The following is a 24,569-nucleotide window of genomic DNA, read 5'->3' as shown; positions in this document are numbered from 1 at the left end:
GAACTGATGCTCGATGTCCGCAAACTTCGCCTGCTCCGCGAACTCGCCCATCGCGGCACCATCGCCGCGGTCGCCGAGGCGCTCAGCTATACGCCCTCGGCGGTATCCCAGCAGCTCACCGCGCTCGAACGCGAAGCGGGCGTCCCGCTGCTGGAACGCTCGGGCCGCCGCGTCGCTCTCACCCCCGCCGCGCAGCTCCTCGTCGGGCACACCGAAACGATCCTGGCCGCCCTCGAACACGCCGACGCCGAATTGTCCTGCACCAGGGACGAGCTGGCCGGCACCCTGCGCATCGGCACCTTTCCGACCGCGGCGCGCACCCTGCTGTCGCCCGCCCTCGTCACCTTGAGCACCGACCACCCGCGCCTGGAACTCACCGTCACCGAAATCGACCCCGCCGACATCCCGAACGCCCTGCGCGCGGGGACCCTGGATATCGCGCTCACCCACGACTACGACCTGGTCCCCGCCGACACGGACCCCTCCTTGCAAACCGAGCCCCTCCACACCGAAACCGTCTACCTGGCCACGCTGGGCCCCGTGCCCACCGAGGACTCGCTGGCCGCACACCGCCGATCCCCCTGGATCGCGGGCACCCCCGGCACGCTGTGCCATACCCTGACGATCCGAGCCTGCCAGGCAACAGGATTCACCCCCCACATCCGCCACCACGCCGACGACTTCGACACCGTCCTGACCCTCGTCGCCGCAGGCGCGGGCACCGCCATAGTCCCCGCCCTCGCCCTCTACGCACCCCCCGAACACATCACCCTCACTCCCCTGCCGATCCGCCGCCACACCCAGCTCGTATACCGCAACGGCACCGGCTTGCATCCGGCGATCCACGCCGCCCGGCTCGCCCTGCACGCCGCGGGCTAGGCACATCCGGCTTACCGCCGATCGGTGGGATAATCGAGCCGGTCGACAGGGAGACCGCAGTGATGACATCGAGTAGTGGGAGTAGCCCATGGCACGAGTCAGGACCGGAATAGTCGATCCGGGTCTTCATTCCCGCGGTGCGCCGGATCTCACCCACCGCACGGCGAAGTTCGTCGCCGCGACGACCGGTGCCGACTCCCTGTGGGTCGTCGACCACTTGATCGGGTTGTTTCCCTCGTCGGTGTGGAAGCCGAGCCATGCGGGCGGCGCACGGGTCGTTCCCGTCGCGGACGCGTACTACGAACCGTGGACCCTGCTCGGGCGCGCGGCGGCGCGGAATCGGTGGAGTCGGCTCCGGCTCGGGGTGGGAGTCACCGACGCCGGTCGCAGGCATCCGGCGGTGACCGCACAGGCCGCCGCGACCTTGCATCTGCTCAGCGGCGGGCGAGCGATTCTCGGGATCGGTCCGGGAGAACGCGAGAACAACGAGCCCTACGGTGTCGATTGGCAACGCCCGGTCGCGCGCTTCGAGGAGGCTGTCGCGACGATTCGGGCATTGTGGGAGTCCCACGGTGAGCCGATCTCCCGGGATTCCGAATTCTTCCCTCTCCGCGACGCGGTCTTCGCGCTGCCGCCGCACCGCGGTACCCGACCGGAGCTCTGGATGGGAGCGCACGGACCGCGCATGCTCAGGGTGGCCGGTCGATTCGCCGACGCGTGGCTGCCCGCCTTTCCGAGCAGCCCAGCCGAATACCGCGACAAGCTCGACACGATCAGGACCGCGGCCTCGGATGCCGGACGCGACCCGTCTGCGGTCCAAGCGGCCGGGTGGCAGTGGATCATCACCGCGAAGTCGCAGACGATTGTCGAGGAGATCCTCGATTCGGCGGTGATCCGCGCCTACATGCTCGCCGCGTCCGCGCAGGCCTGGGCACGCCATGGCGTCGAGCATCCGTTGGGCCCCACGTTCTCCGGCGCCCAGGACATCCTGCCGCAGACCATCGACGAGGCCACCGCGCTGGAATACGGTCGACGCGCACCGTTGTCGTTGATCCGAGACGTCTTCCAGGTCGGCACACCGGCGGAGGTGCTCGACCAGATCGCCGAGCGGCGCGACCACGGATTGACCTACGCCGTGTTGGTCGACCTCGGCGCGTGTCACCCGAAACTGCGGACGGGACTCCTGACCGGGTCATCGTTCGCCAAGGTCGCACGCGGAATCCGCCGACTGTGACGAACCGCCGTGGCGGTAGGCGATTTCGGTGGCCGCGTCGGGGTGCGTCGGCGGCGGCATAAGAGCTTGCCTGATCTACTCGACGGTCAACCCGTCGCGGCCGCGAGACGCGCGGAGCGCTGCAGGCGAGCGCCGAGCAGAGTCAGGCACAGGGCAAGGACCAGGAGCAGAGCCAGGGTCCATGCCAGGGTCGAAAAGCCGTGTGGCGCAGTCGCTGCCGCGACGATCGGGCCCAGGGTCGCGCCGACGTAGAAGCTGAACATGGCGACCGAAGAGGCTGCCGCGCGGGCATCGCCGCCGAGTTCACCCGCGCTCTGCAACACCGCGGGGGCGATGACGCCGAGGCCACCGACCAGGACCGCCAGCAGCACAGTGAGGACCGCCAGGTGCGAGCCTTCGAAGGTCGCGGCGACCATCGCGGTGGCCGCGATCAGCACGCCGAGGACCATCTGGGAGGGCTTGGACAGGCGCGCCAGCGGAATGGCGAGCAGTGGCAGCGCCATCATCACCGGCAGGGCGCCCGCCCGCAGGGTCAGCAGTTCGCCGGAACCGGTGACCAGGCCGGTGAGCTCGATCCCGGTGTAGATGCCGACCATGACGGCCATGCTCAGGGCGCCCGCCACGAGCATCGGGAGCAGCGGCGTGATGCGCAGCACCGCGGGAATGGCGGCGTAGCTGTGGCGCAGCGGGAGGTCACGGCCGGTGGGGGCGTCATCGAGCATGACGGCCCGCAGCGCGAAGGCCAAGGCCGCGAAAACGACTGCGGAGCCGAGGAATACGGTGCGCCACGGGAACGACGCGACCACGGCCTGCGAGACGATCTGGGCGATGACGGTGGCGGCCAAGAAGGAGGTGGCCACCGACATGGTGACCACGGCCCGGTGCCCCGGCGCGATGCGCGTGCCGACGTAGGCCATGATCGCGGGCGGAATGGAGCCGACGACGAGGCCCTGCACGATCCGGAGCGCGACGGCCACGGGCGCACTGAACGCCAGACCGGTCAACAGGGTGACCACCGCGGCCACGAGCATGCCGGTGACCAGGACCCGGCGATGGCCGTATCGATCCGACAGCGGGCCGAACAGCACGAAGCCGCCCGCGTAGCCGAAGGCGAAGGCGCTGATGACCCATGTCATCGCCCCCGAACCCACACTCCACTCTGCTTTCATGGCTTCGAACAGGGGAATCGGCGTGTACATCTGGCCGGTGGCCACCAGGGCCGACAGCACGAAAACAGGGAGGGTGCACCCGGTGTGCGTACGGGGCGACGTGTCGCGAACGCGGGCAGGGGCCGGACTTCCGACCGGAAGCTGGACTGTCGGTGATGCCATGTCGACGACAGTAGGCTCGCACAGGGACAGAGTCAACCAAATAGTTGGTTTAAAGAACTGGTAAAGTCAGTCCCATGACGGCGAGCACCATCAAACGCAGCGACGCGACCAGACAGGCCCTATTGCGTGCGGCGCGAGCCGAATTCGCGCAGTACGGTCTGGCCGGAGCCCGCGTCGATCGCATCGCCGAGGCCGCCGGCGTCAACAAGGAACGCATCTACGGCCTGTTCGGCAGCAAGGACAGGCTGTTCGACGTCATCATCGTCGACACCATGCGCGAATTCATGGAGGTCGTGCAGCCACTCGCCGAGACCGAGCCGGGCGACTACGTCGGCAAGCTCTTCGACTACCACCGCGACCATCCGCAGCTGCTGCGCCTGCTGCTCTGGGAGGGCTTGCACCGCGGCACCGACGCCCACGATGTCGACGGTTGGCGCGCTGACCACTACGGACAGAAATTCGACCGTGCCCAAGAACAATTCGGTGTCGACGAGAAGCAGGCAGGCCGCCTCCTACTCGCCCTCTGCGGCCTCGCCAACTGGACCCACGCCGTCCCCCAGACCACGCGCCTGTTGCTCGGCGACGCCGCCTCCGACACCGACGCCACCCGCGAGTTCGTGAAGGAATTCGCTCGGGCCGCACTGCGAAACCTCGCGACCACACCCCAACCCGTCGCGCCGCAGCCGGACGCCACCCTCCCCGAACCGGTCAATGCATTGACCACCCCGGTAGACGACGCCGCCCGCCGCCTTCGCGAAGCCCAAGCCGCTGCCGATGCCGCCCGCGCCGAACTCGCAACCGCCCTGCGCACCGCCCACGCCGCTGGGGCGGGGGCGAATCAGCTCGCCCGCCGAGTCGCCGGAACCATGTCCCGCCCCCTCGTCCTCAAGCTCCTGACCGACTAGACCCCAAACGCCGCGATCTACGCGGTCTTCTCGCGGTGGGAGCCGCGTTGGCGGGTGCGGGTGGCCGAGACGGGGTCGATGTCGGGCATGGACCATTGGGCGGACAGGGCCAGGCTGGGCTCACGGCCGGAAGCTACGTGGCGGTAGGCGATTTCGGCGGCCGCGTCGCAGTCGTGCGCGGCGATCGCGGCGTAGAGGGCTTCGTGTTCGTCGCATTGGGTGCCCGGGTCACGTTCCTTGGTCAGGTGGAACAGCCAGCGGACTCGGGATTCCAAGGGGCGCAACAACGACTGCAACAGTGGGTTGCCGGACACTTCGACAATGACGGCGTGAAACCCCGCGTTCGCGGCGGCGATCGCGGCTTGGTCGCCACGGGCAGTGGCCTGGCGGGCCGCGGTGAGCTGCGCACGCAGGGCAGTGAGGTCGGCCGGCTCGGCGCGTTCGGCGGCCAGGCGCGCCGCGAGGACTTCGAGGCTTTCGCGAACATCGAACAGGTCACGCACGTCGGTCACCGTGAACGGGGCGACGATCGCGCCCTGCCTCGGCACGATCACGACCAGACCCTCGCGTTCGAGCATCTGCAGCGCCTCGCGCAGCGGGATCCGCGAGATGGCCAGCTCGGTGGCGAGGTCGCGTTCCACGAGCCGCTGACCAGGGCTCAAGCGCAGATCGATGATCCGGTCACGTAACTCCTCGTAGGCCTGATCCCGCAGCGACTTCTTCGCCGGTTCGTCTGCCACCGCACCATCCTTCTGCTCCTGCACGCCACCACGGTAGTCCGCTCGCGGCATGCGACCGTTTCTTACTTTTCGGTAATCCGCCCGTCATCTCCGAGCCCCAGGCTGACACTTAACGGTATACCGCTAAGTGAGCGGTTCGTTCGATCAAGGAGTACCTCGTGCACAAGTCCACTCGGCGCGCGATCGCCTTCGGCTCGGCCGCGCTCGCCGCCGCTGCCCTCCTGTCGGCCTGTGGCTCCGCCGATTCCACGGCGTCGGGCGGCAAGCTGAAGGTCGGCGTGTTCTTCCCCGGCTCACTGTCGGACACCGGCTTCATGCAGTCCGGATATCTCGGCTACCAGCGCGTCGCCGACGCGCTCGGCGACAAGGTGGAACTCAGCAAGGTCGAACAGGTCGCCGCCAGCGACTACCAGCAGGCCCTGGTCCGCTTCGCCTCGGCCAACGACCTGGTGATCTCCCTCGGCGGCCAGACCGACGCCGACGTGCGCAAGGTGGCGCCACAGTTCCCGAACGTGAAGTTCGTCGAGATCGGCGGACCGGCCGACGCCAAGCCACTCGCCAACCTCGCCTACTACGACCCGCAGCAGGCCGAGGCCGAATTCCTCAGCGGCGCGGTATCGGCGGCGGGCTCCAAGTCGGGCACGGTGGCCTTCGTCGGCGGCGTCGAACTGCCCGCGATCGTCAACGCCGCCAACGCCTTCGGCAACGGTGCGCGGTTCGCGAAGCCGGACGCGAAGGTGCTCACCCCGCAGTACGTCGGCGACTTCAACGACCCCGCCAAGGCCAAGCAGGCCGCACTGGCCGACTACGGCGCAGGCGCGGGCACGCTCGGCCAGATCGTGAACCTGGGCAAGGCGGGAATGGAGCAGGCCGCCACCCAGTCCAACGCCACGATGGTCGGCGGCCCGATCCCCGGCGACTGCACCAACCCCGCGTACCTGGGCTACGTACACACCGACATCGGCGCCGAGGTCGAGTTCGCGGTGAAGGCCGTTCTGGACGACTCGTGGAAGGCCGAGAACGTGCGCTTCGGGCTGACCTCGCCCAACGACGGCACCGATTTCGTGCTGTGCAGCAAGGACTCCGGGGTCGCCGACGCACTCGCGAAGGCGAAAACGGCCCTGTCCACCGGCGCGGTCAAGCCGTACTGATCCACGATGAGCACTCCCGCATTGACCCTGCACGGGGTCGGTAAGCGCTTCGGTGACGTGCAGGCGCTGCACGACGTGGACGTCACCGTCGAATCCGGCACTGTCCATTGTATTCTCGGCGAGAACGGCGCGGGCAAGTCCACGCTGTGCAATCTCGTCTTCGGCGGCTACCACCCGGACACCGGGCGTATGCAGCTGGGCGGCAAGGACTTCCGGCCCGACTCCCCCGCCGCCGCGATGGCTTCCGGTGTCGCCATGGTGCACCAGCACTTCAGTCTGGTCACCACCATGACCGTCGCGGAGAACCTGCTGCTCACCCAGCACGGACTCCGGTCGCGCCGCAAGGAGCTGACCGACCGGCTCGACGAGATCGCACAGCGTTACCGCCTGCGCATCGACCTCGACCAGCAGGTCGCGACCATGCCGGTCGGCGCGAGGCAGAAGGTCGAGATCGTCAAGGCGTTGCTGCGTGATCCGGCGCTGATCCTGCTCGACGAACCGACGGGAGTGCTCGATCCGGCCGAGATCGACGCGCTGATCGACACCTGCCGCGCCATCGCCGCCGACGGCAAAGCGGTAGTCCTGGTGACGCACAAACTCGGTGAGGTGGCCAGGGTCGCCGATGCCGCGACCGTGCTGCGCCGCGGCATGGTCGCCGGTGCCGGGCGGATGTCGAACACCACCATCGCCCAGTTGCTCACCGCGATGGTGGGGCATACCGCCGCCGACCTCGACCCGACCGTCGCCGCGACCATCGGCCTGGATCCCGCCGATTCGGCGACGACAGCAGATTCACCCGCAACGGCTCTCCCGGTCGGCCCTGCCACCGAATCGACCCCGTCTAGCGCCGGTCTCGAGTCGTCTGCCGAATCCGATTCCCCCGCACCGGTTCTCACCATCGATCGAGTGACCGTGCATCGCGCCGACGGCAGCGCGGCGCTCGACGATGCGTGTCTGGTCGTGCGGCCCGGCGAGATCGTCGGAATCGCGGGCGTCGAGGGCAACGGGCAGAGCGAGCTCGTCGCGGTCCTCGCCGGGGCTACCCCGGTGAGCGCCGGCACGGTCACGCTCGCCGACACCGATGTCACGACCGCCAACCCCGCCACCCGGACCGGGCTCGGACTCGGCGTCGTGCCCGAGGACCGCCACCGCGACGCGATGGTCGCCGAGATGACCCTGGCGGAGAACCTCTTCCTCGGCCGACTCGGCCGCTTCCGGCGCTTCGGACTGCTCGACAAGCAGGCCATGGGACGCGCCGCCCAGGCCGAACTCGACCGCTTCGATGTGCGCGCTGCCGGGCCGTGGGTGCCGATGGGTTCGCTCTCGGGTGGCAATCAGCAAAAGGTGGTGCTGGCCCGCGAACTGTCCGCCGCGAACCTGCGCTGCCTGGTCGCCGCCCAGCCGACGCGCGGATTGGACATCGGCGCAGTCGATTTCGTGCTGACCCAGCTGCGCCATGCGGCCACCGACGGCTGTGGGGTGCTGGTGGTGTCGAGCGAGGTACCCGAGTTGCTCGCGCTGTGCGACCGGGTGTTCGTCGCGTATCGCGGCACACTCGCCGGACCGATCGAGACCGCCGATCCCACAGCGGCACAACAGATCAGCGAATTGATGATGGGAGTCGCGGCATGAGCGCACCGAGTCGGACCACGACCGCGGCCACCGCGCCCCCACCTCGGCGAACGTCGCTGGGCGGGCTGCGCGGGCTCGGCAAGCCTTCCTCGAAGCAGCACCCGGCAGGCTTGCGCCAGTGGGCACACCACCCGATCGTCGTCGCCGTCGCGGCGATGCTCGCGGCAGGGGTGATCGGGCTGATCCTGGCCGCCGTCGCCGGCGCGGCACCGGGCGCCACGATCACAGCACTGTGGGAGGGCATGTTCGGCAGCGACTACGCGATCGGCGCCTCGCTCAATGTCGCGGCCACGCTGATGCTGGTGGCCGTCGGCTTCACCATCGCCCACCGCGCCGGACTGGTCAATGTCGGTGGCGAGGGCCAGATCTGCGCCGGTGGCATCGCCGCCACCGCGATCGGCACCACGCTCACCGGTGCGCCCGCCGTGATCACCCTGCCCGCGGTGCTGATCGGGGCGGCAGCCGCGGGCTGGCTGTGGGCCGCCATCGCGGCGTACCTGCGGGTCGCGCGCGGCACCAGCGAGATCATCACCACGCTGCTGCTCAACTTCGTCGGGTTGGCGCTGGTGCTGCTCGTCGTGCACGAGCCCGCGCTGCTGCGCCAGCCGGTGACGTCCTCGGAGACGCTGCCGCAGTCCGAACAGCTCACCGCGGCCGCGCATCTGCCGCTGCTGGGCATCGAACGCTCGCCCGCGACCATTGCCCTGTGGATCGCCGTGATGGCCGCGTTCGGCACCGCGATCCTGGTGCGTCGCACCGCACTCGGTACCCGATTGCGGGCGGTCGGGCTCAATCCCGACGCGGCCGCGCGGCTCGGGCTGCCGGTGCGTCGGCTGCGTTTCCTGAGCCTCTCGGCGGCGGGCGCGTTCTCCGGCATCGCGGGCGGGCTGCTGGTGGCGACGGCGCCGTTCGTCCTCGCCGAAGGGTTCTCCTCCGGATACGGATTCTCCGGTCTGGTCGTCGGCCTGCTGGCACGTGGCTCACTGGCCGCCGTGGTCGCGGTGTCGCTGCTGCTCGGGTTCCTCGTCTCCGGCGGGATCAACCTGCAGCTGGCCGCGAATGTGCCCGCGTCGACCATCGCGGTCGTGGAGTCGCTGATGATCGTGTTCATCGCGGGCGCCGCCATCTGGACCACTCGCAGGCGCAAGACCGAACCCGCACCACAACCGGTGCCGTCCGTGGACACCGCCGATCCGGCAGGAGCGCCGCGATGAGCCTCGATACCGTCACCGATATCGCGACCAGCGGAATCGGTTTCACCCTGCCCATCCTCGTCGCCGCGAGCGGAGAGCTGGTCAGCGAACGCGCGGGTGTGCTCAATCTGAGCCTCGAGGCGATGATGCTGACCGGCGCGTTCGCCGGCGTGCTCGGCGCCGTCACCACCGGTTCGCCGGTACTCGGCGCGGCCACCGCCGTGCTCGCTGCCCTGATCTTCGGTGCGCTGCAAGCGATCTGGAGTATCGACTTGCGCGCCGACCAGATCGTCGTCGGCATCGCCGGCAACGCGTTGGCACTCGGCGCCACCACCTACGGTGCGCGCCTGCTGCTCGACGACGGCAAGGGCCACAGCGTTCCCGGTTTCGACGCGCTGCCGATACCGGTGCTGCACCATATCCCGGTTATCGGTCCCGCCCTGTTCGGGCAGACCGCGCTCGGCTATCTGTGCATCGCGGTCGTCGCCGTCCTGGCGGTCGTGTTCTCCCGCCGCACCAAGCTGGGTCTGGTGATCGACGCGATCGGTGAAGACGCCGTCGCCGCCGACCGCACAGGTCTGCCGGTGAAGGCCGCCCGGTACGGCTGTGTGCTGCTCGCCGCGTTCGCTGCCGGCCTCGGCGGCGCGCAATTAGCGCTGTCGGAGGTGCATTCGTTCAGCGACAACATGACCGGCGGCATCGGCTATCTCGCCGTGGTCGCGGTGATCGCAGGCCGCTGGCGTGCGCTCGGGGTGATCTGGGCATCGGTGTTCTTCGGTCTCGCCCAGGCCCTGCAGTTCGCACTGCCCGCCCTCGGCGTCGATGTGCCGTTCGCGTTGCTGGTGATGCTGCCCTATCTGATCGCGATCGTGGCCGTCAGCGGCTTGGTCGGCAACAGCCGCTCGCCGCGCGACCTCACCGTCGCCTTCGCCCGAACTTCCTGACCCGCCCCTACTTTCGCAGGAGCCACCGTTGACTCTGATCCTGTCGCACTCCGATGTGACCGCCGTCCTCGACCGCGGTGAGGTGCTCGCCGCCGTCGAGCGCGCGCACGCCGATCTGGCGCTGGGCACCGCGTTCGTCCCCGCTCCACCGGCGATGACACTGGGCGGCGCGGCCTTCGTGCCCATGGTCGCCGCCGCCGAATCCGCCGGTGCCGCCGCGGTCAAACTGCTCGCCGACCTGCCCGCCAATCGCGGGCGCGGGTTGCCGGTGCAACGGTCGGTGATCGTGGTGACCTCGGCGGCCGACGGTTCGTGCGAGGCACTGATCGACGGACGCCTCGTCACCGCCGTGCGGACCGCCGCGGCCAGCGCGGTGGCGACGAAATATCTTTCCCGACCATCGAGTTCGGTACTCGGTGTGATCGGCGCGGGCAATCTGGCCGTGGAGCACACGCGCGCGATTGCGACCGTGCGCGAGCTCGAGACCGTGCTGGTCTGGTCGCGCACCGCAGCTACGGTCGACCGATTCCGCAGTGCGATAGCCGATCTCGGTCTCGACGTGCGTACCCTCGACAGCCCGGAGTCGGTCACCCGCGCCGCCGACGTGTTGTGCACCCTCACGCCGTCCCGCGAGCCGATCGTCCACGGCGCCTGGTTCGGCGACGGTCTGCACGTCAACGCGGTGGGCGCACCGCCGAGGGCGGATCACCGGGAGGTGGACGGCGAGGCCATGCGCCGGTCCAGGGTCGTCGTAGACTCGATCGGCACCACGCTCACCAAATCCGGCGACACGCTGATGGCCATCGCCGAAGGCGCGATCACGCAGGACGCGGTGGGCACCGAGCTGGGCGAGGTGATCGCGGGCCGGGCAGCCGGCCGTCACGACGACCGCGACATCACCCTGTTCAATTCGGTGGGCATCGGCCTGCAGGATCTGGCCGCCGCCCGCCTGCTCATCGACAAGGCCCGCGCCAACGGCATCGGAACGGAAGTGGATCTCACCTCATGAGCGAGCTGACCGATATCGACATCACCCATCTGCGTCGCGCCATCGACCTCGCCGGGCACGCCACCGCGCTCGGCGATCGCCCCTTCGGCGCGGTCGCTCTCGGCCACGACGGCGCGGTCCTGGCCGAGGGTGTGAACGCGGTGAACACCACCGGCGACGTCACCACCCACGCCGAACTGGTCGCGATCACCCTCGCGACCGCCGCGGGCCACGCGGCGAAACTGCGGGGCGCCACCGTCTACGCCAGCGGCGAACCGTGCCCGATGTGCGCCGCCGCGATGGTGTGGGCCGGAGTCGGCCGCATCGTCTTCGCCGCGGCCGCAGCCGAATTCGGGCCGATCATGCCCCCGGGTACCAGTTTCGGACTCACCTGCGCCGAGGTCGTCGCGAGCTCGAACGTGCCGGTCGAGGTCAGCGGACCACACCTCGGCGAGGAAGCTCTCGCCGTGTTCCGCGCGGCCGCGCAGAACTAGCCCGAAGACACCGAGGGCGCGGCGCCGGATCGACGCCGCGCCCTCGGTGCACGATCTATTTCACCGCGACGACCTCGGCGGGCTCGCCCAGTTCACGCTGTTCCTCGATCGCCTCGGGCGTACCCGGCACCTGTGTGCCGCGCAGCGAGACACCCTTGGTCTCGATGAGGAAGAAGGACGCGATCAGGCCGACCGCGCACGCAGCGAGCATGTAGTAGGCCGGAACCATGTTGTTGCCGGTCGCGCTGATGATCGACTCGTTGATCACCGGGGCGGTGCCACCGAAAATCGACGTGGCCACGTTATAGCCGATCGCCACACCGGCGAACCGCACGATGGTGGGGAACATCGCGGGGAACGTGGCCGAGATCGTCGCCAGCTGCGGCGCGTAGAGCATGCCCAGGATCGCGAAGCCGACAATCGCGCCGGTGAGCGAAGAACCGATCAGATGGTAGACCGGGATCACCGCGACCATCATCGCCGCACACGAGAACATCCACATGGGTTTGCGCCCGATCCGGTCGGAGAGGGCACCCAGGAACGGCAGGGTGCACAACATCGCGATCTGGCCGATCAGCGGCACGAGCAACGCATCGGATTTGTCCATACCCAGCGCGGAGCCGAGGTAGGTCGGGGTGTAGCTGATCAACGAATAGTTCACGACATTCAGCGCGATCACCAGGCCGAACAGGGTCAGCACCGGGCGCAGGTACTTCGTCACCAGATCGCGGTAGACGCCGGAGACTTCCTCGGTCTCGTCCTTGCTGTCGACCTCGCGGAACACCGGGGTGTCCTCCACCCGGCTACGCAGGTACATGCCGATCAGGCCCAGCGGACCGGCGATCATGAACGGGATGCGCCAGCCCCACGAATTCATCGACGCGTCGTCGAGGACATTCACCAGCAGCAGGGCGACCAGGTTGCCGAGCGTGAAGCCGGCGAGCGTGCCCACCTCGAGGAAACTTCCATAGAATCCACGCTTGCGATCGGGTGCGTATTCGGCCATGAATGTCGCGGCGCCACCATATTCACCACCGGCGGAAAGTCCCTGGATCATGCGCAGCGCGTACAGCAGAATCGGGGCGCCGATGCCGATCATGTCGAAGCTCGGGATAAGGCCGACGGCGAGGGTCGATCCGGCCATCAGAATAATCGTGGTGGCGAGCACGCGCTTGCGCCCGATGCGGTCGCCGAGCGGACCCCAGATCATGCCGCCGACCGGCCGGATCAGGAACGATACGGCGAAACCGAGCAGCGTGTAGACCATCCCGGACTCACCGTCACCGGGGAACAACGACCTCGCGATATACGTCGCCAGATAGGCGTAGACACCGTAGTCGAACCATTCGACCGCATTACCGATCGCCGACGCACCGATTGCCCGGTGCAGCACCGTTTTCGATTCCCTTGACATCCACAACACCCTCTCGTCGTCGCCTTTCACGAATACCCGACCTCTTTGCGAGCAAACGTTACGAGCGCGCGAAGACCGGCCTTTATGGCCTCTATACTGCGAATATGGTCCTGCGACCCGGGGTATTTCTGCCGCCGTTCGGCGACCTGGCCGACCCGCGAGTGCAGGCCGAGCCCCGCTGCGGCGGGCGGCGCCGGTGCACGACGATCAGGCGAGTCCGGCGAGCTTTTTTGCGAGGACGTTCTTCTCACGTTCGTTGCCACACCGGCGGATGGCTTCGGCGAGCTCCGCACGAGCTTCGGTGGTGCGGCCGAGCCGGGTGAGCAGTTCACCGCGCACGCTGGGCAGCAGGTGCGAGGTGGACAGGGCGCCGGATGCGGTGATCTCGTCGACGATCGGCAGGGCCGCTGCGGGCCCGTCGGCCATCGATACCGCGACCGCCCGGTTCAGGTCCACCACCGGCGACGGTGCGAGTCTGCCCAGTGCTTCGTACAACACGACCACCCGTTCCCAGTCGGTCCGCTCGACCGACGGTGCGACGGCGTGACATTCGGCGATCGCGGCCTGAAGCCCGTAGGCGCCCAGTCCACGCCCGACCGCACCGGCTTTCACCAGCGCCGCACGACCGCGCCGGATCGCCGAGCGATCCCAGCGGCGGCGGTCCTGCTGTTCGAGCAGGACCGGCTCACCGTCGGGACCGGTGCGGGCAGGAAATCGCGCCGCGGTCAGTTCGAGCAGCGCCAGCAGTCCGTAGACCTCGGGTTCGTGGGGCATCAGCCGCGACAGCACGCGGGCCAGCCGCTGCGCTTCCCCCGCGAGGTCGAAGCGGATGAGGTCGTCGCCGGTGCTGGCAGACGACCCCTCGGTGAAGATCAGATAGATGACCCCGAGCACCGAACCCAGCCGGGCCCGGCGCTCGGCGACCGGCGGCACCTCGAAGGGGACTTCGGCGGCGCCGAGAGTCTTCTTCGCCCTGGTGATCCTGGCCTGCACTGTCGCGGTCGGGACCAGGCACGCCTTGGCGATCTCGTCGCTGGTCAAACCGCCGACGACACGCAACGTCAAGGCCAACCGCGCCTCCCTCGAGAGCACCGGGTGACACGAGATGAACATCAGCGCGAGCACATCGTCGCCGATTTGATCGGGATCCCACAGCACGTCCTGCCCGGCACGCACAGGGTCCCCGCCGGTGAGCGCGTCGCCCTCGCCGAGGTCGGCGGCGAGGGCGACGTAGCGGTCGTCGAGGGCGGCTCGGCGCCGGAACGCGTCGATGGCCCGGCGTCTGCCGACGGTGAGCAACCACCCGGCCGGCTGACGTGGCACGCCTTCGCGCGGCCAGGTCACCAGTGCCTCCGCGAACGCCTCCTGGGCGAGATCCTCGGCCATCGCGAAGTCGCGGGTGTAGCGCGCGAGGGCGCCGACGATCCGGGCCGATTCGATCCGCCAGACGGCGGCCACGGCCTCGCGGCCGGTGTGGTCGCTCATCGTGATTCAGAGCTGGCCGCTGGCCTCACGCCACGCGCGCTCCCTCGCGACCCAGACATTGTCCTGCGGGAATTCATCGATGCTCGGGACTCGTCGGATCTCGGTCTTGGTGCCCGGCACGACGACCGGCATGCGCTTGGCCCACTCGATCGCCTCCTCTTTGGAGGCCACATTGAGAATGTAGAACCCGCCGAACAGTTCCTTCGTCTCCCCGTAGGGCCCGTCGGTGACCACCGGGGTCTCCGACGAGTAGTCGACGACCACGCCCTGCGCCGCGTCGTCGAGCCCCTCGGCGGCGACCAGCACTCCGGCGCTGATCAACTCGTCGTTGAACTTGCCCATGGTCTCGAGCATCTCGTTGAAGTCGATATCGGCCGCCGCGGCCCAGGCTTCGTCGGTGGCGCGCATGATCAGCATGAACTTCATGGTTTCGTCTCCTCGGATCGGTGTGGACCCGCCTGCCGGGCCCTGCGTTCATCCCTAGGTCGAACGGGCACCGCTGCGGATCGACACCCGGCCGAACATTCTTTTCGCGAGTGTTCGGCAGCCTACGACGAGTGCCGGGCGCGCGCGACGACGACGGACACGAATCCCCGATTCGGGTATTCAAGATCGTCCGGCGTGATACAGATCGAAGAGGTTTGTCATGCTGACAGCCACCTAGCGAAGGAGTCACTCGTGAGCGCAGTTCTCGTCGAGCAACGCGAGCATGTGCTCGTCATCGTGCTGAATCGGCCCGAGGCCATGAACTCGGTCAACGCCGAAGTGAGCACGGGGGTCGGCGAGGCGCTCGAGCGAGCCGAGGCCGACCCGCAGATCCGCGCGGTGGTCCTCACCGGCGCGGGCGAGCGGGCGTTCTGTGCGGGCGCGGACCTGAAGGCGCTCAGCCGCGGTGAGTCGATTCTCGCCCCGGGACATGAGGATTGGAACCTGGCCGGGTACGTCCGGCATCCGATCAGCAAGCCGACCATCGCCGCGGTGAACGGTTTCGCACTCGGCGGCGGCACCGAGCTCGTCCTGGCCAGCGATCTCGCGGTCGCCGCCGAGACCGCCACCTTCGGCCTGCCCGAGGTCGCCCGCGGCCTGTTCGCCGCGGCAGGCGGCGCGTTCCGTCTGCCCGAGCAGCTCCCCCGCAAGGTCGCGATGGAGATGATCCTCACCGGTGAACCGATCACCGCCGCCCGTGCGCTGGAATTGGGCCTGATCAACCGTGTCGTGCCCGCCGCCGAGGTTCTCGACGCGGCGCTCGCGCTGGCCGGTCGGATCGCCGAGAACGCGCCGTTGGCCGTGCAGGCCAGCAAGCGGGTGGCGCTGGGCATGATCGACGGCAAGCTCGCCGACGACGCCTGGGACCAGTCCAACCGCGAGATCATGACAGTCGCGGTCACCGAGGACATGCGTGAGGGCGCCATCGCATTCGCGCAGAAGCGCAAGCCGAACTGGCAGGCGCGCTGACACGGTGCGGATCCTGATCCTCGGCGCCTCCGGTTTCGTCGGCAGCGCGCTGCACGCGCAGTTCGCCGCGAACCACGAGGTCGTCGGGACCAGCCGGGGCGGGCACGGGCTCACCCCGGTGGATCTCGCCGACACCGGCGCGGTGCGCGCCCTCGTCGCACAAGGTTTCGACGTGGTCGTCCACACCGCCGGTGTCGTGGATCTCGGTGCCGCGCAGCGTGATCCCGCCGCGGCCCGTGCCGCGAACGTGGCGCCGATGGTCCCGCTGCTCGACGCCATCGGCGACACGGGCGCGAAGCTCGTCTACCTGTCGACCGACAATGTCTTCGACGGCGCCGCCGAGTACTACGACGAAAGCGCCACGCGCGCACCGATCAACGTCTACGGCGAGACCAAGGTGGCCGCCGAGGATCTGGTCCTCGAACGCGACCGGCACTTGGTCGTGCGCCTGCCCCTCGTCTACGGGCGCAGCCCACTGTCGAACAAGTTCCTGGCCCGCTTCGCCGCACCCGAGATCCCCGCGCGCACCGATATCGTCTGCAATCCGCTGTACTTACCCAGCCTGGCGCCCGCACTCGAGCAGCTCGCCGACGAGGCGGGCGCCGTGCACCTCGCGGGCGCGGAAACCCTGAGCCGCTACGACCTCATGACCCGGGTCCGCGACCGTCTCGGCGCACCGGCGCGTGTCGTGGCCACCGATCGCCTCTCCGCCGTCCCGGACTGCCCACGACCGTTGCGCCTGGTCATGCACAGTATTCGGCACAGCCTGACCGGCCCGGACGTGGACGCCGCCCTCGCCGATCTGCACTGAATCTCCGGTCACCCGTTGACGCCCGCGAAAGAGTGAGTGTACAGTCACTCACATGACCAAGCGCGGCGCCACCCTCTCCACCTCGGACGTCCGGCGTGACGCGGTCGTCGACGCGGCGATCATCGAGTTCGCCAAGACCGGCTACCACGGCACCCCGATCAACACCGTCGCCGCGCGCGCCGACATCTCCCCCGCCTACGTCTTCAAACTCTTCCCCGGCAAGGTCGCCCTGTTCGTCGCCGCGCTCGATCACTGCTTCGACCTCGTCGAACGCGCGATGTCCACGGGCGCGGCCAATTCCACCGCGACGGACCCGGCCGCCATCCTGCACGACATGGGCGGCGCCTACGCCGAACTCATCGCCGACAAGAGCCTGCTCATGTTGCAGGTGCACGCCCAGTCCGCCACCGACATCCCCGAAATCGCCGACGCGTTGCGCCGGGGTCTGGCCAAGGTGACCACCTTCGTGCAGCGCCGCTCCGGCGGCACCCCCGAGCAGATCCAGTACTTCATCGCCTACGGACAGCTCTGCCACCTCGTCACCACCCTCGGGCTCGACGGCAACGACAGCGCCTGGGCCACCGCCCTGACGACGGGAATGCGCCACCCGAAAGCCCACTGACCCTCTCGCTCCAGCCTTTTCAGGGTGGAGCTTTCTTTTGCAGCAAGAGTGATTGACCAGTCACACACCACGGAAGGTAGCTCCTGATGAACACCACCACCGCCACCGAAATCGTCCTGCCCGGTCGCGTCGACCCCAGCGGCCTGCTCGTCACCCGACGCGAACTCCCCGCACCCGCACCGGGTCGCGCACTGGTTCGAGTCGATGCCTCCGGGGTGTCCTTCGCCGAGCAGCAGATGCGCCGCGGTAAGTACTACGACCAGCCACCGTTTCCTTTCGTGCCCGGCTACGACCTGGTCGGCACGGTGGTCGAGGCCGACGACGCGACACTGGTGGGCAAGCGGGTGGCCGCGTTGACCAAGACCGGCGGCTGGAGCAGCCACGTCGACCTCGACACCGCCGATCTGATCCCCGTGCCGGACACCCTGGACGCCGCCGACGCGGAAACCTTTGTCGTGAACGGCATCACCGCCTGGCAGATGCTGCACCGCGTCGCCGCTGTTCAGCCGGGCGCGACGATACTGGTCCACGGCGCCAACGGTGGCGTCGGCTCGACCCTGGTCCAATTGGCCCGCGCCGCGGGCATTCACGTGATCGGCACCGCGTCCGCTCGCCATGCCGACGCGGTCACCGCGCTGGGTGCCACCTGGATCGACTACCGCGCCGATGTGCCACACCAGGTTCGGGCCATCGCACCGCACGGTGTCGACGCGGTGTTCGATCACGTCGGCGGGCCCGGCATCAGCGATTCGTTCGACTTGCTTGCCGACGGCGGCACCCTCGTTTCCTACGGAACGGCGGCCACCAAGAACGACGAGGGCGACTCCCGGTTGCCGGTGCTGAAACTGTTCGCCCGCCTGCTGTGGTGGAACATGCTGCCCAACAAGCGACGTGCGCACTTCTACAACCTGTGGGCAGGCAAGCGCAACATCACCCGCTTCCGTGCTCGAATCGCCGAAGATCTGTCCCAGGTCTTCTCCCTCGCCGCCGCGGGCACCGTCACCGCCCAGGTCGCGGCCCGTATCACTCTCACCGATGCCGCCCGAGCTCTGGAGCTCGCCGAATCCGGCACCGTCACCGGCAAAGTCGTCCTCGTCAGCGCCTGACCCGCTCACACCCTGGAGATCAGTCATGTACGTTTCCCAGCCCGTTCGCACCGTCCTCGACAACCGCCCCATCTACCTGAGCTTCGGCCTCGCCTGGTTGGTCGGCCACGGCACCTTCGCCCTCAGCCATGGCCCGAACCCCCTGCTCGACCTCCCCGGATTCGTGCCGACCGCGCTGCTGGGCGTCGGCCTGCTGGCGGCCATGATCGTGACCACCGTCGTCTCCCTGCGAGCCCAGCGCGGCGCGACGGGACAGGAAGCGGTCGTGGGCAATCTGCTCGGCGCATCGTGGCTGATCGGTTTCGCCGCGCTGTTCTTCCTGATCACGGCGCTCGGTTCGACGCTGAGCCCCGACACCGCAGCGACTCTCTGGCCGACCGGGTCCGGGCTGATCGTCGGACTGCTCTACCTCGCCGGCGGTGTCGCCTACCGCGACGTCCTGCAATACACGCTCGGCGCCTGGCTGGCCGTGAGCTCTACGGCCGCACTGTTTCTCGACGGCGCGTACCTGTACTGGGCGCTGGCACTGGCCGGCGGCGGCAGCTATCTGCTCGCCGCCGCGCTGGAGCCCCGCAGGATCGCCGCCGCGAGCTGAGCATGCGTTTCGTGCCCGTCCGGAATTCCGGACGGGCGCGTTCGGCGTTCAGCCCTTCTGCTGCGCGCCGATCGCCGATCCCATCCATCGCCGCAGGTACCGGCGCAGTTCGTCGTCGGAGCGTGCCGGGTTGCCCGGTGACAGGAAGAACGACTGCATGGTGCGCAGCACGTATTCGACGAGTTCGCGCAGCGCCGGCTCGTCGTATCCGTGAGCGGCCCAGTCGACGTCGAAGCGGCGGATCATGGTCATACCGAACGCCTGGGCCTCATCGGAGGTCATGCCTTCCGGGTGGGCGTTGGAATACGAGCTCGACAGCAGAATTCCCAGGTGGGGAGTCCGGCGAACATCGGTGAGGGTGAAGACGACGGCCTCTGTCATCGCTTCGACAGGGTCGCCCAGGCCGCTGACCTGCCGGGTGAGTCGATCGAGGAAATCGTCGACCGAGGCGATGGCCGAGGCGGTCATGAGCGCGTCGGCGCTGGGGAAATACCGGTACACCGTCTGCCGGATGACACCGAGGGACTCCGCCACGTCGGCGATGCTGATCTCCGCACCGGTCCGGCCGATGAGTTCGACTGCGGCAGCGATGATCCGGCGCGTCGCCTCCGCATCGTCACCCGGCGGACTGCCGCCCCACCCACGTCTACGCGCCACCAGGTGGACGCTAGCACAACCCCAGGTCAGGGCGAATTCCGTAAAAGTGATCATACACGCGAAGCCTCGTGCGTATGATTGCTCTATCAACCGTGGCCGAACAACGAGGTAACTCACCGTGACCGACCTTCACGTCCGCAAAATGGATTTCGCGTTCTCCGACTACGACGTGCCGTTTCTGTGGAATCCGCAGAACCCGGCGTTCTCGTCGATGGCCAATGCCGTTTCGTTCCTGGCCATCGGCTTCGAGAAAATGATCGTGCAACTGATCACGCAGGCGAAACCGCAGATCACCGACCCCGAGGTGGCGTCGGAGGCCGACGCCTTCATGCGCCAGGAAGGGCAGCATTCGACGGCGCATCGCCAGCATGTCAAGGCGCTGATCCGCCGCTATCCCGGCTTGCAGCAGACCCTCGACGCGGTGATCGGCGAGTTCGACAAGCTCACCGCCGAGACCTCGGTGAAGTACCGCCTCGCCTACACCGCCGACCTCGAGGCGACGTTCACGCCGGTGTTCAAGCTGATGCTCGACAACGACAAGAATCTGTTCGCCCCCGGCGACGACCGCGTCGCCTCACTGTTCATCTGGCATTTCGTCGAGGAAGTCGAGCACCGCAGTTCGGCGCTGATCATCTTCAATTCGGTGGTCGACAGCGAGCTGTACCGGATGCGGGTGGCGGCCTCGATCTTCCGGCACGTGTTGCAGGTGATCCGGGTGGCGTGCGAGGGCTTCAACGAGCATGTGCCGCTGGAAGATCGCCAGGTCGACGCGCTGTCGATGTTCGCCAACTACCGCAGGGGGCAGACCCTGCGCCGGTGGCTGCCGTTCCTCCAGCCTGCCGACAACGGCACGATGCCGCGCGCGTTCGACGATCTCGGTCTGCGCGAACAGCTCGTCGCGCTGGGCGGCATCATCCGCAGCCAGACGCCCGGACACAATCCCGCGCACGAGAAGCTGCCCGCGCTAGCCGACGAGTGGTTCCGCCGCTATGACGAAGGTTACGACGTAACCCGTTGGTACACAGCCGATTCCGTCAGCTCGTAGAAGGTAGCCCGATGGCCGAACACTGCTCCCCCACCTTCGCCGAACTCGCTCACGAACTCGGCTTCTCCTGCGAGGAGGCGGGCGGACTCGTCGAGTTCCGCAACCCGTTCGCCCTCGAGAACTGGACCCTGCCGGTCCTCGAGCTCACCATCGTCGTCGGCGCGATTCTCGCGCTCTGGTACGCGATCGTGCGCCTGCGCCGCCACGGTGACCCGACCAATCTCGTGCTGTGGTTCGGTGCCACCGCCTACCTGTTCGTCATCGAACCGCCGCTGTACTTCCCGGCGGCGTTCGGCATCGAAGAACACGTCGACACGATGTTCGCGCACAACGTCTTCACCGTGGACTTCCTCTGGGGACGACTGCCCATCTACATCATCGCGATCTACCCGCTGATGGCGACGATGGCGTTCGGCATCGTCCGGATGCTCGGCATCTTCAGCCGCTACGGCACCCTGATCGGCGCCACCTGCGTCGGCTTCGTCCACCACGCCTTCTACGAGATCTTCGACCATCTCGGGCCCCAATTGCGCTGGTGGGAATGGTCGATCGACAACCCGATCAACCAGCCGATGTTCGATTCGGTCCCGATGGGCAGCGTCGTCGTGTTCGCGGCCCTGTGGCCGATGTCGCTGGCCTTCTGCGTGCAGTATTTCGTCGGCCGCCACGTCGACGACGGCCGCCACTTCTCCGGCGTCGAATTGACCTGGCGCACCATCGTCATCGGCCTGCTGGCCTCGGTCGGCACGTTCCTGCTCCCGCTGCCCGCCACCGTCATCGGCATGAGCGGCACCACCGTGCGCGGCATCGTCTACGCACTGGAACTCACCGTCCTCGCAGTGGTCGCCGGGATCGTCATGGTCCGCCAGTGGACCGAACTACGCCGAGGAACCGCCACACCCCCGCAGTACGAAGACCCCTTCGTCCAACGGTTCGCCACCCTCTACCTGGTCGTCTTCGCCGCTCTCTGGATCGCGTCGCTCCCCGACTTCTTCGCCGCCGTCAACGGCGAAACAACCAACGGCGACCCCATCGGAAACCTCTGGTACACAGCAGCCTGCTTCGCCGTCGCGATCGCTTCGGTCCTGGCGACCTTCACCGTGCCGCGCGCACGGCCCGCCCCGGACGCACCCGTGGCGGCAGCATCGCAAGCGCCCGGCTGATCCGCCGGCCGCGCTCGAGGCGGTCAGCAGAACGTTCCCCTCCGCTCGGCGTATCGCCGGCGGCAAGCCATCAAGCCGTGGCGTCGCCGATGCGGTGGCGGTAGCTGTCGGCCAATGCGCGCAGCGCGGCGCCGCCGTCGCCGGTGAACGACGAACCGTGCATCAGCGCCAGCGTTTTCGGTGCGAGCTCAGCGAGTCGGTCGACGATCATCGGGGTCGCCGGTGCGAGCGACGAGTAGGCGAACAGATCTTCGGCGTGAACGGCGGGGCCGACGATGTCGCCGGTAGTGAGGGCCGCGCCCGCACCGAGGTGGGTGAACAGGTCCCCGCACAGCAGAGTCTGTGTGGTTTCCTCGAACAACACACGCGCTTCCCAGCCGTGCGGGGTGTGTGGGGTGTCGATGTGGCGCACTCGCATCCGGCCGAGTTCGATGGTTTCGCCATCGGCAAGCGGTCTCGGTGGCCGGTCGGCCATGTGGTCCAGCGACACCATGCAGCCGACGGCACCATGGGCGACCTGCGATTCGGGGGCCGCGGCGAGGAACTGGTTCATCGACCCGCATTCGTCGGATTCGACGTGCCCGAAGGTGATCCACCGCAGCTGGTTCACCGGTGTGACCCGTGCTATCGCCGCCGCGACGTCGGTGAACATCGCGCGATGCCCGGTATGGAACAGCAGCGGCTGATCATCGGCGAGCAGGAACTGGTTGAACGTCAGCCCCTGTTCGCCGATGTCGGGCACGAACGTCGAGATGCGGTAGATGTCGGCGGCGATTTCCTCGATGGTGGTGGTCATGGTCGGCTCGATTCGGTGCAGTGTCAGAACGGCACTTGGGTGGTCAGTAGTCCAGCGCCTTCGGCGCGGCCGGAGAGGATCCGGCAGAATTCGACCGCGTCGAGGTCGAGGCGTTCATCCGTTGTGCCGCAATGCCATCGGCCTCCAGCGGCACCTGTCAGGCACAGGTCGAAGGGTTTGTTGTGGCGGGCGGCCCATTCCTGCACCACGTCGGCCACGATCGCCCCGTCGTGCTCATCGGTCAGCACGAGAACGTGCCCGGCGGCCCGGGCCAAGTCGATCCGATGCATCCACGGGTCACGGGTCAGGATCGTGTCGATGGCGTACCCGATGGTCCACCGTTCGGCGGTGCCGTTGACCAGCTGCTGCTCGGGAATTGTTCGATTGCGCAGCAACCCCGGGGTACGTCTGCGCGCTGCCGCGGCCTTGGGCGCGATGCCCGCCATCGACCGGACCAGCTGATCCGTCGTCTGCTGTCCGAATCGTTCGACCTGATACGCGGTCACGGCGTCGACGAGCTGCCGGCCGGGCCGCAACCGCTTACGGGCAGCCCGGGTCTGGCGGGCATTCTCCAGCGGGGACGATGCCATCGTGGACATACCGACCACGTGGGCGACGAGGTCGTGCACGGTCCACCCGGCACACTCGGTCGGTGCAGTCCAGTCATCACCGTCGAGCGCGGCGACCGCGTCGGCGAAGCGCGAGTACTCGTCGCGGGCGAGCCGCATCGCGTCGGTATGGGCGAGCATCGCGCGCCGCGCAGTCACCGCCGTCTGCTCGACAGCCGTCATTTCTGCGGCTCCTTCGTCGGCGGAAGGCCGACACTGTCGGCCCACATGTCCACGGCGCGGTCCAACAGCTTGCGCCGACTGTGCCCGCCCGGATCGTTGGCGAGCTGCTGATCGACCAGACCGGACAGGATCGCAATCCAGATCTCCACGTCATCGCGGTCGGTCACGCCGATCGTGGCGAGCACCGCGATGACCTCGTCGAGCGCGCGGACCGCCGACACGTACGCCTCGGGTGAGGGTTCGAATCCCGGGATCGTGCGCTGGTTCATCAGCTGATAGCGGGCGAGATCGGCAACCGCGAAATCGAAGTACGCCAGTGCCAAGACGCGCACGAGGCCGCGGGGGTCCGTGGGGGCCGAGCGCAGCGCGTCGATCGAGACGCGCTCGCACTCACTCCAAGCCTGCTCGAACATCGCATCGTAGATCGCGTTCTTCGATCCGTAGTGCGAGTACAGCGACGGCGCCCGCATTCCGATCCGCTCGCCGACCTCGCGCAGTGTCAGCTGCGCCAGTCCCCGCTCCCGTGCGATCTCCCACGCGGCCTCGACAATTTCCTGCCGCGTCGCCTCACGCCGTTCCGCTTTCCGATCACGCCTCGGCATAGCGTCCATAGTTAGTTATTATGAACGCCGTTAGGCAAGCGGTCAACGGTGGGCTGCACGCCTACCCGGCGGCCCGCGCGGTGATCGGGGTGAACAGGTTGATCAGGTTGCCGTCGGGGTCTCGGAGCAGGAGCGACCGGTTGCCCCACGGCATCGTCGTCGGCTTGTTGACGAAGTCCTCGACGGAGTCGCGCAACCTGCGGTAGTCGGCGTCGACGTCGGAGACCATGAACTCGATGATCGCGGTGCGATTGTCGGCAGGGCGCGCGCTGCCGGCCCCGAACAACGCGACCGTACGCACGCTTCCGATCGCGAGTGTGCCGGCCGGAGTGACGATCTCGGCGAAATCCGGTGTAGCCCACCGGGCTTCGACACCGGTCACCCGCTGATAGAAGCCGACCAGCTGTTCGATGTCGTCGGTGATCAGGCGGATCGAGACGAGGTTCATTGCGTACTCCTGCTGTCGGGAAGGGCGGAAGTTCCACCGCCGAATCCCAAGGTAGAGGCGATACCGGACAGTTTCCGCCCGGTATCGA

General features: G+C 68.1%; 26 protein-coding genes. 16 read left to right on the top strand and 10 right to left on the bottom strand.

Features of this window, described 5'->3' with window-relative positions; genetic code table 11:
- The first annotated feature begins 6 nt into the window (after positions 1-6).
- Together ACWDXS_RS02275 and ACWDXS_RS02270 are read left to right on the top strand one after the other, a co-directional pair.
- Positions 7-879, top strand: coding sequence for a LysR family transcriptional regulator (locus ACWDXS_RS02275; RefSeq protein WP_378989911.1), 873 nt, complete (start codon positions 7-9; stop codon positions 877-879).
- 88 nt (positions 880-967) lie between these two features.
- A complete protein-coding gene (locus ACWDXS_RS02270; protein ID WP_449961129.1) occupies positions 968-2,113 on the top strand; it encodes an LLM class flavin-dependent oxidoreductase in 1,146 nt (381 codons plus the stop codon).
- A gap of 86 nt (positions 2,114-2,199) precedes the next feature.
- Here the strand turns inward: ACWDXS_RS02270 and ACWDXS_RS02265 are convergent, their stop codons facing one another.
- Positions 2,200-3,444, bottom strand: a complete 1,245-nt coding sequence (locus ACWDXS_RS02265; RefSeq protein ID WP_449961126.1) for an MFS transporter — start codon at positions 3,442-3,444, stop codon at positions 2,200-2,202.
- Positions 3,445-3,518: 74 nt separating this feature from the next.
- Here ACWDXS_RS02265 and ACWDXS_RS02260 point away from each other — a divergent pair, with 74 nt between their 5' ends.
- Positions 3,519-4,349 carry a TetR/AcrR family transcriptional regulator gene (locus tag ACWDXS_RS02260; protein ID WP_449961123.1) on the top strand — a complete coding sequence of 277 codons (831 nt, stop codon included), beginning with the start codon at positions 3,519-3,521 and terminating at the stop codon, positions 4,347-4,349.
- Between the two features lie 17 nt (positions 4,350-4,366).
- On the opposite strand, the gene ACWDXS_RS02255 is transcribed toward ACWDXS_RS02260, so the two are convergent.
- Positions 4,367-5,113, bottom strand: a complete 747-nt coding sequence (locus ACWDXS_RS02255; protein ID WP_387447342.1) for a GntR family transcriptional regulator — start codon at positions 5,111-5,113, stop codon at positions 4,367-4,369.
- A 134-nt stretch (positions 5,114-5,247) separates the two neighbouring features.
- Between ACWDXS_RS02255 and ACWDXS_RS02250 the strand changes: the two genes are divergently transcribed.
- The 6 genes from ACWDXS_RS02250 (at position 5,248) to ACWDXS_RS02225 (ending at position 11,491) form a co-directional block, all read left to right on the top strand.
- Entirely contained in the window at positions 5,248-6,240 is a 993-nt protein-coding gene (locus ACWDXS_RS02250) for a BMP family protein (protein WP_378989906.1), read from the top strand.
- Between the two features lie 6 nt (positions 6,241-6,246).
- Positions 6,247-7,872, top strand: coding sequence for an ABC transporter ATP-binding protein (locus ACWDXS_RS02245; protein ID WP_449961120.1), 1,626 nt, complete (start codon positions 6,247-6,249; stop codon positions 7,870-7,872).
- A 155-nt stretch (positions 7,873-8,027) separates the two neighbouring features.
- Positions 8,028-9,086 (top strand): ABC transporter permease, encoded by a 1,059-nt coding sequence (locus ACWDXS_RS02240; protein WP_449963377.1) that lies wholly within the window; start codon positions 8,028-8,030, stop codon positions 9,084-9,086.
- Positions 9,083-10,009 carry an ABC transporter permease gene (locus ACWDXS_RS02235; protein WP_378989904.1) on the top strand — a complete coding sequence of 309 codons (927 nt, stop codon included), beginning with the start codon at positions 9,083-9,085 and terminating at the stop codon, positions 10,007-10,009. Before ACWDXS_RS02240 ends, ACWDXS_RS02235 begins: the two co-directional genes overlap by 4 nt.
- 28 nt (positions 10,010-10,037) lie before the next feature.
- Positions 10,038-11,018 (top strand): ornithine cyclodeaminase family protein, encoded by a 981-nt coding sequence (locus ACWDXS_RS02230; RefSeq protein WP_449961117.1) that lies wholly within the window; start codon positions 10,038-10,040, stop codon positions 11,016-11,018.
- Positions 11,015-11,491: a nucleoside deaminase gene (locus tag ACWDXS_RS02225; protein WP_378989901.1), complete on the top strand. Its 477-nt coding sequence runs from the start codon at positions 11,015-11,017 to the stop codon at positions 11,489-11,491. Before ACWDXS_RS02230 ends, ACWDXS_RS02225 begins: the two co-directional genes overlap by 4 nt.
- Before the next feature lie 55 nt (positions 11,492-11,546).
- Here ACWDXS_RS02225 and ACWDXS_RS02220 read toward each other — a convergent pair whose 3' ends face one another.
- The 3 genes from ACWDXS_RS02220 to ACWDXS_RS02210 form a co-directional block, all read right to left on the bottom strand.
- Entirely contained in the window at positions 11,547-12,905 is a 1,359-nt protein-coding gene (locus ACWDXS_RS02220) for an MFS transporter (RefSeq protein ID WP_378989900.1), read from the bottom strand.
- A 207-nt stretch (positions 12,906-13,112) separates the two neighbouring features.
- The gene (locus tag ACWDXS_RS02215; protein ID WP_387447337.1) at positions 13,113-14,390 is read right to left on the bottom strand and encodes an RNA polymerase sigma factor; all 1,278 of its coding nucleotides are present in this window, start codon (positions 14,388-14,390) and stop codon (positions 13,113-13,115) included.
- Between the two features lie 6 nt (positions 14,391-14,396).
- Entirely contained in the window at positions 14,397-14,816 is a 420-nt protein-coding gene (locus ACWDXS_RS02210) for a YciI family protein (RefSeq protein ID WP_378989897.1), read from the bottom strand.
- A gap of 252 nt (positions 14,817-15,068) precedes the next feature.
- Here ACWDXS_RS02210 and ACWDXS_RS02205 point away from each other — a divergent pair, with 252 nt between their 5' ends.
- The 5 genes from ACWDXS_RS02205 (at position 15,069) to ACWDXS_RS02185 (ending at position 18,979) form a co-directional block, all read left to right on the top strand.
- Positions 15,069-15,845 carry a crotonase/enoyl-CoA hydratase family protein gene (locus tag ACWDXS_RS02205; protein WP_449961112.1) on the top strand — a complete coding sequence of 259 codons (777 nt, stop codon included), beginning with the start codon at positions 15,069-15,071 and terminating at the stop codon, positions 15,843-15,845.
- 4 nt (positions 15,846-15,849) lie between these two features.
- Entirely contained in the window at positions 15,850-16,656 is an 807-nt protein-coding gene (locus tag ACWDXS_RS02200) for an SDR family oxidoreductase (RefSeq protein WP_449961109.1), read from the top strand.
- 52 nt (positions 16,657-16,708) lie between these two features.
- The gene (locus ACWDXS_RS02195) at positions 16,709-17,278 is read left to right on the top strand and encodes a TetR/AcrR family transcriptional regulator (protein WP_378989894.1); all 570 of its coding nucleotides are present in this window, start codon (positions 16,709-16,711) and stop codon (positions 17,276-17,278) included.
- Between the two features lie 86 nt (positions 17,279-17,364).
- On the top strand, positions 17,365-18,384 hold the full coding sequence (locus tag ACWDXS_RS02190; RefSeq protein WP_449961106.1) for a medium chain dehydrogenase/reductase family protein: 1,020 nt from the start codon (positions 17,365-17,367) through the stop codon (positions 18,382-18,384).
- A gap of 25 nt (positions 18,385-18,409) precedes the next feature.
- Positions 18,410-18,979, top strand: coding sequence for an ABC transporter permease (locus tag ACWDXS_RS02185; RefSeq protein WP_378989892.1), 570 nt, complete (start codon positions 18,410-18,412; stop codon positions 18,977-18,979).
- Between the two features lie 48 nt (positions 18,980-19,027).
- On the opposite strand, the gene ACWDXS_RS02180 is transcribed toward ACWDXS_RS02185, so the two are convergent.
- Positions 19,028-19,636, bottom strand: a complete 609-nt coding sequence (locus ACWDXS_RS02180; protein WP_378989891.1) for a TetR/AcrR family transcriptional regulator — start codon at positions 19,634-19,636, stop codon at positions 19,028-19,030.
- Positions 19,637-19,754: 118 nt separating this feature from the next.
- Between ACWDXS_RS02180 and ACWDXS_RS02175 the strand changes: the two genes are divergently transcribed.
- Positions 19,755-20,681, top strand: a complete 927-nt coding sequence (locus ACWDXS_RS02175; RefSeq protein ID WP_378630996.1) for a metal-dependent hydrolase — start codon at positions 19,755-19,757, stop codon at positions 20,679-20,681.
- Positions 20,682-20,692: 11 nt separating this feature from the next.
- On the top strand, positions 20,693-21,844 hold the full coding sequence (locus tag ACWDXS_RS02170) for a hypothetical protein (RefSeq protein ID WP_387447333.1): 1,152 nt from the start codon (positions 20,693-20,695) through the stop codon (positions 21,842-21,844).
- Positions 21,845-21,914: 70 nt separating this feature from the next.
- On the opposite strand, the gene ACWDXS_RS02165 is transcribed toward ACWDXS_RS02170, so the two are convergent.
- The 4 genes from ACWDXS_RS02165 to ACWDXS_RS02150 all read right to left on the bottom strand — a co-directional run bounded on the left by ACWDXS_RS02165 (position 21,915) and on the right by ACWDXS_RS02150 (position 24,481).
- The gene (locus ACWDXS_RS02165; protein WP_387447332.1) at positions 21,915-22,640 is read right to left on the bottom strand and encodes an oxygen-binding di-iron domain-containing protein; all 726 of its coding nucleotides are present in this window, start codon (positions 22,638-22,640) and stop codon (positions 21,915-21,917) included.
- Between the two features lie 23 nt (positions 22,641-22,663).
- Positions 22,664-23,431 (bottom strand): maleylpyruvate isomerase family mycothiol-dependent enzyme, encoded by a 768-nt coding sequence (locus ACWDXS_RS02160; protein WP_449961101.1) that lies wholly within the window; start codon positions 23,429-23,431, stop codon positions 22,664-22,666.
- On the bottom strand, positions 23,428-24,033 hold the full coding sequence (locus ACWDXS_RS02155) for a TetR/AcrR family transcriptional regulator (RefSeq protein WP_449961099.1): 606 nt from the start codon (positions 24,031-24,033) through the stop codon (positions 23,428-23,430). Before ACWDXS_RS02155 ends, ACWDXS_RS02160 begins: the two co-directional genes overlap by 4 nt.
- 61 nt (positions 24,034-24,094) lie before the next feature.
- Complete coding sequence (locus ACWDXS_RS02150; protein WP_449961096.1) at positions 24,095-24,481, bottom strand: VOC family protein; 387 nt, start codon at positions 24,479-24,481, stop codon at positions 24,095-24,097.
- Positions 24,482-24,569: the final 88 nt, after the last annotated feature.

Source organism: Nocardia sp. NPDC003183 (genome assembly GCF_053590715.1).
The sequence above is the reverse complement of the archived record's forward strand: the minus strand, read 5'-3'. Positions and strand labels throughout refer to the sequence as shown.

Bases quoted from the DNA above. Each gene is read 5' to 3' on its own strand.
- ACWDXS_RS02275 (WP_378989911.1), top strand. From the start codon at position 7: ATGCTCGATGTCCGCAAACTTCGCCTGCTCCGCGAACTCGCCCATCGC.
- ACWDXS_RS02270 (WP_449961129.1), top strand. From the start codon at position 968: ATGGCACGAGTCAGGACCGGAATAGTCGATCCGGGTCTTCATTCCCGC.
- ACWDXS_RS02265 (WP_449961126.1), bottom strand. From the start codon at position 3,444: ATGGCATCACCGACAGTCCAGCTTCCGGTCGGAAGTCCGGCCCCTGCC.
- ACWDXS_RS02260 (WP_449961123.1), top strand. From the start codon at position 3,519: ATGACGGCGAGCACCATCAAACGCAGCGACGCGACCAGACAGGCCCTA.
- ACWDXS_RS02245 (WP_449961120.1), top strand. From the start codon at position 6,247: ATGAGCACTCCCGCATTGACCCTGCACGGGGTCGGTAAGCGCTTCGGT.
- ACWDXS_RS02240 (WP_449963377.1), top strand. From the start codon at position 8,028: ATGCTCGCGGCAGGGGTGATCGGGCTGATCCTGGCCGCCGTCGCCGGC.
- ACWDXS_RS02235 (WP_378989904.1), top strand. From the start codon at position 9,083: ATGAGCCTCGATACCGTCACCGATATCGCGACCAGCGGAATCGGTTTC.
- ACWDXS_RS02225 (WP_378989901.1), top strand. From the start codon at position 11,015: ATGAGCGAGCTGACCGATATCGACATCACCCATCTGCGTCGCGCCATC.
- ACWDXS_RS02220 (WP_378989900.1), bottom strand. From the start codon at position 12,905: ATGTCAAGGGAATCGAAAACGGTGCTGCACCGGGCAATCGGTGCGTCG.
- ACWDXS_RS02215 (WP_387447337.1), bottom strand. From the start codon at position 14,390: ATGAGCGACCACACCGGCCGCGAGGCCGTGGCCGCCGTCTGGCGGATC.
- ACWDXS_RS02210 (WP_378989897.1), bottom strand. From the start codon at position 14,816: ATGAAGTTCATGCTGATCATGCGCGCCACCGACGAAGCCTGGGCCGCG.
- ACWDXS_RS02195 (WP_378989894.1), top strand. From the start codon at position 16,709: ATGACCAAGCGCGGCGCCACCCTCTCCACCTCGGACGTCCGGCGTGAC.
- ACWDXS_RS02190 (WP_449961106.1), top strand. From the start codon at position 17,365: ATGAACACCACCACCGCCACCGAAATCGTCCTGCCCGGTCGCGTCGAC.
- ACWDXS_RS02185 (WP_378989892.1), top strand. From the start codon at position 18,410: ATGTACGTTTCCCAGCCCGTTCGCACCGTCCTCGACAACCGCCCCATC.
- ACWDXS_RS02170 (WP_387447333.1), top strand. From the start codon at position 20,693: ATGGCCGAACACTGCTCCCCCACCTTCGCCGAACTCGCTCACGAACTC.
- ACWDXS_RS02165 (WP_387447332.1), bottom strand. From the start codon at position 22,640: ATGACCACCACCATCGAGGAAATCGCCGCCGACATCTACCGCATCTCG.
- ACWDXS_RS02160 (WP_449961101.1), bottom strand. From the start codon at position 23,431: ATGACGGCTGTCGAGCAGACGGCGGTGACTGCGCGGCGCGCGATGCTC.
- ACWDXS_RS02155 (WP_449961099.1), bottom strand. From the start codon at position 24,033: ATGCCGAGGCGTGATCGGAAAGCGGAACGGCGTGAGGCGACGCGGCAG.
- ACWDXS_RS02150 (WP_449961096.1), bottom strand. From the start codon at position 24,481: ATGAACCTCGTCTCGATCCGCCTGATCACCGACGACATCGAACAGCTG.